Below are 9,776 nucleotides of genomic sequence, written 5' to 3'. Positions count from 1 at the left end.
TCCTTGATCTAATTTCTCTTAATAATTCCAGAGGATCTTTTCTAATTGGTTGAAGGCTTTTATTCTTAACCTTAACCCAAAAGAAGAACAAGCCTGATTTTGGATCTTCATCAAGTGATTCAATTATAAATGCTGATGATTTAATTTCTTTGAAAATAGAAGATAGTAATGAAAATACGAACTTCAAAGTAAAACCCATTAGTTGGAGTTTAATAGTTTAACACAAGAAAATTTTGTTTCTCTATAGTTAGAGATTTAGTAAAATTATTTTTTTTATTTTTTTCGTGTTATGCCTACCCACATTTATAAAAATCCACAGAAATACAGTCAGAATAATGCCTTACAATATAATTTTGCGAGGAAGGTGTTAAATAAAGTTTCATTTATGCCAAAATCAAGAGTTCTAGACGTAGGTTGTGGAGATGGATTAATTACCAATGAAATATCAACTATAGTTGAGGATGGTTGCGTATTCGGAACAGATATCTCACAAGAAATGATTGGTTACGCTGTAGATCATTACTCAAGACAAAACCTACGATTTATTTGTATGGATGCAAGCAAAAATATTTTTAGAGAACAATTTGATGTGGTTGTTTCCCTTAACTGTTTACATTGGGTAAGTAAGCAGCAAGACGCATTGGATGGAATTGGTATAGCTCTAGTACCTGGGGGACAAGTTGCAATTCTTCTTTCGCATAAAAAATCGGAATATCATATTGTTTTGGATAATCTTTGCACTAGTGATAAATGGAAGGCTTACTTTGCTAATTTTGAATCACCTCGTTATTTTTTTGATCCTGATAATTATAAAGAGATGTTATTAAGAGCCGGACTCCACATAGTTGAGTTCATTGAAGAGGAAATGGTTTATACATTTCAAACTACACGACAGTTGCGAGAGTTTTTTAGTGCATCCGGAGCCCAAATTAAGCAAATTCCAGAAGAAAAAAAAGAAGAGTTCTTAAATGATTTTGTTGCTGAGTATCTAAAACAAATTAAATGTACTGAAACGATTCCTGTTTCATTTTGGTGTTTACAGATTATCTGCAACAAACCCAAACCGGTTTTGGTTAAAGAGCCTCCTCCATACCATCCTCAGTTATTTGCAAGGCTGTAAAATAATTACTTTATTAAAGTCCTCCTTTTTTCTCTGTCATTGATAAAAAAAAGATTCTTCTTTTAGGCAGTTTTTTTGGGATAAATCTTCTTCTTCTTTGTATTTAAAGAAATGTTATTTGAAAGTTTTTCTTGCATACTAAAGTTTTTTTCATTGCTGATAGCAATATGCCCATTAACAGCATGCCCTTTGTCATCTTCGCCAGTAATTTCTGATTTATGATCAAGGACCACGGCATTGTGCATTTCTATAGCATAACCCGATGGTAGTGGAAATAATAATAAGATTATTAGCCATTTTTTCATAGTTTTTCCTTAAGTTAAATTCTAATACTAAGAAAGTAACGATTGCATGATAGATGGTAGCATCTGTAGCTAATTTAATGAATTGCCATTTCATAAACGTACTAAGAGCGTTTAACATAAATAGTGGCTCGGCTAGCATCACTGGAGGAAGTATCACCAGAGATAGATGTTGTAGCTTCTAATCGATAACTTCCTGTATAAGAAAACATACAAGTTAGGTAGCTGGTTGCGTTGTTTGAAAAATATCCCCCCTTTTGCACACCAATGTGCGTTTGATCGTGAAAGCAATAAATAGAATTGGCGCATAACTTCAAGTCTACTGTGTAGGTTTGGTAAGTACCCGAAGTGTTATTTACATAATAACTATGTGACCCTTGGGTGTAAATGTTAGCGTTTACTACCCCGTATACGCTATTTGTGCTCGCTCTTGCTGTGGATGACGATAAGGTTTGAGATTTATTGTCCAAATGAGCGGATATAACTAGCCCTTTGTGGTCGCTCCCACTTATCCATGTCCGATGCCTTAAAATTACCGCATTATGAAGCTCTAATGCATGGGCTGCTGATGTAATGATAATCATTGCAATTGCTGATATGAGTTTTTTCTTCATTGAGCTATTCCCTAACTAATAGGATATTCACTCTATAAAATTATTAATTCTCTTCTAATAACTTTCTTCAGGTATCGACATCAAATTTTGATTAATGAAACCCAGGTGATTTCCTAGGTAGTGGTCATTAAGTCCTACTAGTTTTTTATCTACATTGGATGATGAATGGATAGCAATTTTGGTTGCAATATTTGCTAACTTTTGATCCTTCATAAAGACCATTTTCGGGAAATGACCAATCAAAATAAATCATAAAACCACATGATTTCGAGAGGTATAAGCATAAAACCTGGCCATATTTAAAATAATAGGCATTTAATTTAATGTGGCTGGCGTAAGAATTATTTTCATTAAAATTCGTATAAATTCGTATTTGGTGGAGGGCTTTTAAAGCAATAATCACACCACCAAAATGATTTTTATTACCTTATCGCTGGCGTATGAGAGTATTTATCACTAGCTAATAGCTCATCAACTTGCAGACGCGCATGAACCAAGCCTTGCTCTAGTACCCTTCTTACCTCCCCCTTCGGACTATTAATTATAATAGGGAGTAATGATTGGAGCGTTTTGTCATTGAAACAAATAACATTTTTTAAGTTGCCGGCGGCATTTAAAAATTGTACGAGTTTTCTGGTTATTATCTCAATACATACCTGATGTGCCAGCGTTTGGCGAGCGGTGATTGCAACTTCGCTGGGAGCTTCGGTAATCCCTGGAAGTTGTTCGTCATACTCACCTTTTAATATTTTTTTTAAGAACGCAACTTCAAGGCGGTTTAGAGTAACGCGATAAATAATGCTTTCGCTATTATGAGAATGAAATCCTCTTCCTCCGGTTGGATAGGTGCCGAAATTGTCTAAATAGTACAAGTCATCTTTGGCAACAAGTAATTCGTAATCAAATTGGTGCTCAAAACGATATCCCAAAACTACGTGTGGACTAATAAACTCTCTAATACGGGTAAGAAATTTTTGTAAATGTTGTGGGTTTTGTTCTTCTTTCCCCAGAGAGGGAGCAGAAGAATTTGTATATTTTTTGATGATTTCTTTAACGGCAGTTTTATCGTTAAAGTTAGCTTCCATTAAACCAGGAACAGCTACGGTCCATAAAGGTACACAATAATGGCCGCTGCCAGCGCTGTGATGCTCGGGGAAGAACTTGAGCCCATAATGCAATGAGACCAGCTGTTTTGTATGGCTATTGCGAATGGTTAGTTTATTGTCCAGCATATACTTTGCAGCTTCCGGGGTTAACTGAATAGTCTGGCCCGATCTTTCCAATTCTTTACAAGCATTTTCAGCAATAAGTAAAGAGCGGGCTTTGCAACTAAAAAATATAAAAAGAGAGGTAAGGTATACCCAAAAAGTAATGGGCATAAAATTCCGATGGAAATTTAAAGCATCATACAAAGGGCTGTGTTGTTTTTGAATTTCTTCCTTAAGAGCAATTTGCAGAGGAAGGTCTTTAGGTAGCGCACGTATTGCATTAGCAATCATAAGCGCTTTTGTACTTGAGGTAATTATTGCTTTATCTAATAAGTCCTCAACTACTTTCCCTAAGGCTCCGGCCTTTCGGAGTCTCACTTTGGCTATCCCTATTGTTTTTAATGGCTGAATGGCACTCTGCTTTTTTTCGGGTAACATGGTGTGCTCGGAGAATACTGAAAACCAATAGTATATGTAATGACAAATTATTGTTCAATTAACAAATGATAAACAAGCGGCTTAAAGTTAGAAGTAATTAAGGATGGCAAAGAAGATTGCAGGTTGACTACTGCTTTTATCATGTTGGTGGAGTGTGGATTTTTCACACTATATGTAGATAGTTGGAGATTACGTTGAATATTAATGAAAAACTCGCCCAAAAATTAATTTCTGAGCAATTCCCTCAATGGGAAAATCTTGCTATTCGGCCCGTTGAAAAAAGTGGTTGGGATAATCGTACTTTTCATTTAGGGGATGATATGACGATGCGTCTCCCTAGTAGTAAAGAATATGCCCCTCAGATTGTAAAGGAATTCCAATGGTTACCCCTATTAGGTCAAGCGATCACAACCTGTCAAATCACAACTCCTCTCGCTTTAGGTATGCCAAGTGAGGTGTATCCTTGGCATTGGACTGTTAATCGTTGGATTGAAGGTGAAACAGCATGCGCAGAGCGCATTCAGGATTTAAACAAATTTGCTAAAGCTCTCGGTCTTTTTTTAAATGAATTGCAAAAAATTGACTCTGCAGGTGGGCCAGTTGCGGGCTTACATAACTTCTTTCGCGGTGGGGATTTAGCTGTATATAAAGAAGAAGTACGTCAGGCGATTCCTGGGATTAAAAATAAAGATGAACAAAAGATTGCAGAGCGGTTATGGTATGACGCACTTTCTTCTCAGTGGGAAAGAACGCCGGTATGGGTTCACGGAGACATTGCTTGCGGAAATATTTTGGTATGCAAGGGGCAATTGAAAGCAGTAATTGATTTTGGCCAACTTGCGATCGGAGATCCTGCTTGTGATTTAACAATAGCCTGGAATCTTTTTACGGGAGAAAGCAGGGATATTTTTAGAAATACCCTGGCGCTAGATAAAAATACTTGGATACGAGCATTAGGTTGGACCTTTTGGAAAACATTATGTTGGCCAGTTAAAGGCACCCATATAAAGCAAATTCTTAGCGAAGTTTATTCTGATTATCGCCAGCTATGCGGTGAGTAGGCACAGCTAGCGCGTCCTTTTAAGGATAATTCACTGTTTGTGGATCATCCAGTGCGATAGTCACAGGTTGCGTCCATGCGGGTCCCGGATAGGTGTAAGTTACACCGGGGGTGGGGTTATTGCCCGGGCCACCCGGATTATATAAAGGCGAATAAGCACCAGTAGCGGGAATGATTACCGCTTTGATTAGCCGCATTGCGTCAATATCCCCCTTCAAAATAATATCCAGATAATTATCCCTGTCTGCGATATAAGCATCATTCAACGGTAAATCGTATTTACCCAAATCTGCTAAACCAACAATAGTAATGGACCCTGCAGAAAACATATAAGGGATGTTGGTATCGGTTAGTATAGTTGAGACATTATCTTCAACTACCTGGATTTGAAAATATTTATTGAAATCGGTGGGCAGGATTGCTGCGACTCCGTCCGGTGAAATCCCGGCTGTAGTGTAAATACGCAGTCGAAACTGCGCATCAGGACCGTACAAAGCTGTACCTCCGTTGGGTAAGTTACTCCTAAATGCAGCCGGCGCATCTTGTCCGACATCATTCATAATACTTAGTTTGGCTCCTATTAACTTTGGTCCGCCTCCCGGCTGATAGGGATTTCCACTTGACTTAGATAGACCTACTGCACTGACTGGTCCGTTTGGTCCAACTAACTTTAAGACGGTTCCATTATCTACTATGGTGACTTTAGTAGGATAAACTGCCCCGCGTGTCCCCGGGGCGAGACGGTTACCAAACTGTCCAAAAATAACAACACAACTCCGTTTGTTATATAAAAAATTGGGCGTTATAGAAGCTACTTCAGGTCGAACTACTTGGCCCGTATTTAATGTTAAACGAAAATCAGTGGGATTTACGGTACTGGGTAGAACTGGCCAACTAAAGCAAATTGGCATGGCATCTGCGTGGTCCGTAGCATAGCCAAATCCAAAGGCTACATCGGAAGGAGTTTGCGCAGTAGTATAAGCGGAAAAGGGGGCATTAGGGGTGGTGATAATCATCCAGGCGCCACCAGCAGCAACAACTCCTGATTCATTACCCGGAACTCCTTCAATTCCTTCAAAGCCATAATTTGCTGATAGGATTTCAGGCTTATCTCCCCATAAATCTGCATTAATTAATTTATCTTCTAATAATGTTTGATAGGTTAAAGAGGGGGGAGGGATAACCTCTACCCGCAATAAATCCGATTTATTGGTAACTCCGGCACAACTAATACCGTCATTCCAGCATGCCATTAATACGCTTGGTCCTTCACCGCTTATAATGTTGCCAACTCGCAAACCGTTTGGTGAAATCTTTAGTGTTAAAGTACAGCTTGCATTGGGAGCTAAAGTAAATCGAGATCCGCACCCTGTAGGTTGAATACTAGTATGGGCAGGCACAGATATAATAGAGGCGTTTACAGCGGTCAGAGAATTTGGGTTGGTAATTTGGTACTTCGCTTCAACAGGAAACCCTATTGCTACCTCGGTCGGTAATATTGTGGAGGGTTTTGCTTTAATAAAGAAAGGTAAATTGGAACTAATATTATTAAATTGCGGTTCATCTTGCGCGGTAGCAGCTTTATTTACACTGAGAAGAATCAGAGACATTAGTAATGAAAATAAAATATGGTACAAAAATTTTCCCCACCTATTCATTGCGGTTGTCCTTATAGTTAAAAATACCAACTAAGCTGTGCTAAAAAGGTATTAGTATAGAAATGAGATTGGCTTAAGTAATTGGGTACCGTCCCCCCGAGTATAGAGCCACTATCAAGTCCCACATGCCCTAAATCAGAGAATACATAACCCAAACCGAAAGTAACGTTGGGGAGCAATACCGTATCTATGCCTGCTCCAAGCATATAGCTTAAAGAACTGTCAGTGTGATGGGAAAAAGCAGGTGTAACAGTTAGATAACTGGGCACTGTCGTACTAAACTGCCTGGCTTTATTAAACCCACCTCCTACTCCTGCTGTCAAATAAGGATACCACCTTGGGCTCCATTGATGTTGCACTTTGGCTTCCGCTAATAACTGTGACAGTTGAACAGTATATTGGTAATTCGCATTAAAAAATGGCGGGGAAATTCCTTGCTGTAATGTTCCACTTACATTAAAAGAGTTAAATTGATGGTAACCTAAGCCAATAACCAGATTGTTTGAGGAGTTAAGCTTAAATATGCGACCCAATGAAACTCCATACCGAGCTGGATTGTTTTTAGAGGGTGTATATATAAACGTACTGTAACCGAGCGGAAACCGGGTACTTTTAACCAGCTGCTCTTTTGCTGTAAGGCCAAGGTCCAAGCCTAAAACAAATCGTTTATCGCTTGTTATATTTTCTGGGGTATTGCTATAAGTGAAATGAGAGAAGAAAAAGAGTAGGAAAAATAAAATAAATTGCCGCTTCAATCTATATCCTTATAAATTTATTTCCATTTGAAAATGAATATACTCTAAATAGTACAAATTCTAAAGTCTAGGAAATGAAAATTGATGATTCCTTAAATTTGCGGAGTTGCCCACTTAACCTGACTTTGTATTTCATGCGATAACAAGCTATCCCAAAAGCTAATTTCAAACTCCGTTGCCTTAACGAATGCCACCACCATTTTATTTTGATCTTCTGTTTGCAGCCCTCTTCCTAACTCTTCCATTATTTCAATGACACGTTGGTTAGCAATTATAAAACGTGGGCTTGAATAAGAATTTATCCACTGACGATATGGATTATCTGGTTGGACTGAGCGGTTCATCCATTCTCCTAATTCTTTATAATGGAAAAAACAAGGGGTGATGCTTGCGGCGGCTACTTCCACCGGGGCCTTTAAGGCAGTATTTAATAAAAAACTGGTGTAATTATTGATGGCATTACTTTTTGCTATGGTAATCCTTCTGGGAGGGAAAAACTCCGGTCTATAAGTTGTGACAGGACGAAAAGGGGTTTCATTTCTTACATAAAGAGATAAGTGTCGAAATACTTCTTGGTGAGCGCTCTTGGTAAGCCTTTTTGCAATAAGCCCCAATGCTTTTGAAAAGTCTTCAAGGTAAAGCCTATCCTGTTCTAGAAATTTATTAAATACAACGGAAGGTAAGGTTCCGTTACAAAGGGCGATATTAAAAGGATGGTTATGGATCTGGCCTCGTAAGTGAGGGGTAATTGCAGAAAGCATTTTGCTAAACACCATGATGCGTCTCACGAAGGAAGTAGAAATGATCAACAGGTCCCTTGCCTTTCCCAATTTGATAACGTGCCCCGGAGCGAATGGCTTTCGTTAAGTAACGTTTTGCAAAACCAATTGCTTCAGTAATTGATACCCCCTGTGCAAGAAAAGAAGCAATGGCAGATGATAGGCTGCAACCAGTCCCGTGTGTATGCTGTGTGTTGTATCTTTCAGTTTGGAACCATTCACATTTATTCGAGTCTCTTATATATACGACATCTACAGCAGATTTACTTTGTAAATGCCCCCCTTTTATTAATACATTCATATTGAGCTCTTTACCAAGTGATATTGCTCCTTGTTCCATATCAGTTAATGTGGAAAGAGGAGAGCCTAATAAATACCCTGCTTCCGGGAGGTTTGGAGTAAGAAGGTCACCTAGGGTAAACAGCTCTTTTTTTAGCAGCGCAATAGTTTTTAAATCCAGCAATGCTGAACCATCTTTGGCAAACATTACTGGGTCGATTACCACATTGGGGGGAGATAGCTTTTTTAATGCTGAGGCAACTACATTGATAATGCGTGCATCATGAAGCATGCCAATTTTTACGGCTTTAATATTTAGATCGCTAAATACGGACTGTATTTGCTGCGCTACAAATGAATCAGGCACTGCTTGAATAGCTTGTACGCCTTGGGTATTTTGAGCTACCAAAGCTGTTATGACGGAAGCCGCATAACTACCGGTTGCAGAAATTGATTTAATGTCTGCTTGAATTCCCGCGCCACCTGAGGGATCTGTACCTGCAATTGTTACTACACAAGGAGGGTTAATTTCTCGCATAGCAATCTCTTCCAGGTATCAATGCTAGTGCGTCAAGAAAATGCGGTTTGAAGGAACCCGGTCCTTCTGCTTGCTTTGCCGCGCGCTCACCACAGATTCCATAAAATACCACGGCAGATGATGCAGCTGCGTACCAGTCGGCATGAACCGCTGCAAAGGCTCCCACTACTGCGCTCAATAAACAGCCCGACCCGGTTAGCATAGGCATAAGAGACGAGCCAAATTCAAATTGCTTCATAGTTGATACGCTCACTACCGTATCAATTTGGCCGCTTATAATTACTACAGAATTGTAACGAGTCGCTAGAAGCTTTGCCGATTGTACGGCCTGCTGGGTAGCAAAACTACTATCCACACCCTTTGTATTTCCGCCTACGCCTGCCAGCGCCATAATTTCACTGGCATTGCCACGAATAACTGAAAAAGCAAAGCGCTCAAGTAAATCAAGACAAGTCTTGGTGCGATAGTAACTTGCGCCGGCGCCTACGGGGTCCAGTACAAGGGGCTTACCTAATTGATTTGCTGCTTCACATGCTTTTTCACATAAGGGAATAAATGCATCGTTTAAGGTTCCTATATTAATTACCGCGGCATTAGCTATTTGCATTAATTCATTAATTTCTTGAGCCGCGAGGCTCATAATAGGGGAGGCTCCCAGTGCAATTAAACCATTGGCCACAAAATCCATGGTCACGTGGTTAGTAATATTAAGAACTAAAGGTTTATTGTTTTTAATTTGGGAAAGTAATTCTGTAGTTTGGCAATCCATTTATTATCCTTGATTAATTGCTTGAATAAGTTGGGAGGCGGCTTGTTCAGGATGGAAATGATCGTGTATAGCACTAACTACGGCTACACCATCTACACCCTGGGCTATTACGTCGTGAATATTTGATGAATTAATCCCTCCAATAGCGACAACAGGGTGTTTAGATTGTCGGGTAAAATTTTTTAAACCTTTAAGACCCCAAATAGTTTTACAGTCCGATTTGGTCTTGCTGGGAAATATGGCACTCGCAGCTACG

General features: G+C 39.3%; 10 protein-coding genes. 2 read left to right on the top strand and 8 right to left on the bottom strand.

The genetic code is table 11. The features are described 5' to 3' along the window. Positions 1-289: 289 nt before the first annotated feature. Positions 290-1,120, top strand: a complete 831-nt coding sequence (locus EL206_RS00590; RefSeq protein WP_084758898.1) for a class I SAM-dependent methyltransferase — start codon at positions 290-292, stop codon at positions 1,118-1,120. Between the two features lie 62 nt (positions 1,121-1,182). Here the strand turns inward: EL206_RS00590 and EL206_RS00585 are convergent, their stop codons facing one another. The 3 genes from EL206_RS00585 to EL206_RS00575 all read right to left on the bottom strand — a co-directional run bounded on the left by EL206_RS00585 (position 1,183) and on the right by EL206_RS00575 (position 3,682). Continuing rightward, positions 1,183-1,425: a hypothetical protein gene (locus EL206_RS00585; RefSeq protein WP_058463075.1), complete on the bottom strand. Its 243-nt coding sequence runs from the start codon at positions 1,423-1,425 to the stop codon at positions 1,183-1,185. Positions 1,426-1,526: 101 nt separating this feature from the next. Further along, positions 1,527-2,036, bottom strand: coding sequence for a hypothetical protein (locus EL206_RS00580; protein WP_058463074.1), 510 nt, complete (start codon positions 2,034-2,036; stop codon positions 1,527-1,529). Positions 2,037-2,458: 422 nt separating this feature from the next. After that, positions 2,459-3,682: a hypothetical protein gene (locus EL206_RS00575; protein WP_058463072.1), complete on the bottom strand. Its 1,224-nt coding sequence runs from the start codon at positions 3,680-3,682 to the stop codon at positions 2,459-2,461. Between the two features lie 194 nt (positions 3,683-3,876). On the opposite strand from EL206_RS00575, the gene EL206_RS00570 reads away from it, so the two are divergent. Continuing rightward, positions 3,877-4,743, top strand: a complete 867-nt coding sequence (locus EL206_RS00570) for an aminoglycoside phosphotransferase family protein (protein WP_232048485.1) — start codon at positions 3,877-3,879, stop codon at positions 4,741-4,743. Positions 4,744-4,762: 19 nt separating this feature from the next. Here the strand turns inward: EL206_RS00570 and EL206_RS00565 are convergent, their stop codons facing one another. The 5 genes from EL206_RS00565 to thiM form a co-directional block, all read right to left on the bottom strand. Further along, positions 4,763-6,352 (bottom strand): phospholipase, encoded by a 1,590-nt coding sequence (locus EL206_RS00565; protein WP_131739599.1) that lies wholly within the window; start codon positions 6,350-6,352, stop codon positions 4,763-4,765. A 65-nt stretch (positions 6,353-6,417) separates the two neighbouring features. Then, on the bottom strand, positions 6,418-7,155 hold the full coding sequence (locus tag EL206_RS00560; protein ID WP_058463070.1) for an outer membrane protein: 738 nt from the start codon (positions 7,153-7,155) through the stop codon (positions 6,418-6,420). 92 nt (positions 7,156-7,247) lie between these two features. Next, a complete protein-coding gene (locus EL206_RS00555) occupies positions 7,248-7,931 on the bottom strand; it encodes a TenA family protein (RefSeq protein WP_084758897.1) in 684 nt (227 codons plus the stop codon). After that, entirely contained in the window at positions 7,921-8,751 is an 831-nt protein-coding gene (gene thiD, locus EL206_RS00550) for a bifunctional hydroxymethylpyrimidine kinase/phosphomethylpyrimidine kinase (protein WP_058463068.1), read from the bottom strand. Before thiD ends, EL206_RS00555 begins: the two co-directional genes overlap by 11 nt. Next, entirely contained in the window at positions 8,738-9,520 is a 783-nt protein-coding gene (gene thiM, locus EL206_RS00545) for a hydroxyethylthiazole kinase (RefSeq protein ID WP_058463067.1), read from the bottom strand. The genes thiD and thiM overlap by 14 nt, the downstream gene beginning before the upstream one ends. Positions 9,521-9,776: the final 256 nt, after the last annotated feature.

Origin of the sequence: Legionella adelaidensis (genome assembly GCF_900637865.1) — a bacterium.
Lineage (GTDB): Bacteria > Pseudomonadota > Gammaproteobacteria > Legionellales > Legionellaceae > Legionella_A > Legionella_A adelaidensis.
The sequence above is the reverse complement of the archived record's forward strand: the minus strand, read 5'-3'. Positions and strand labels throughout refer to the sequence as shown.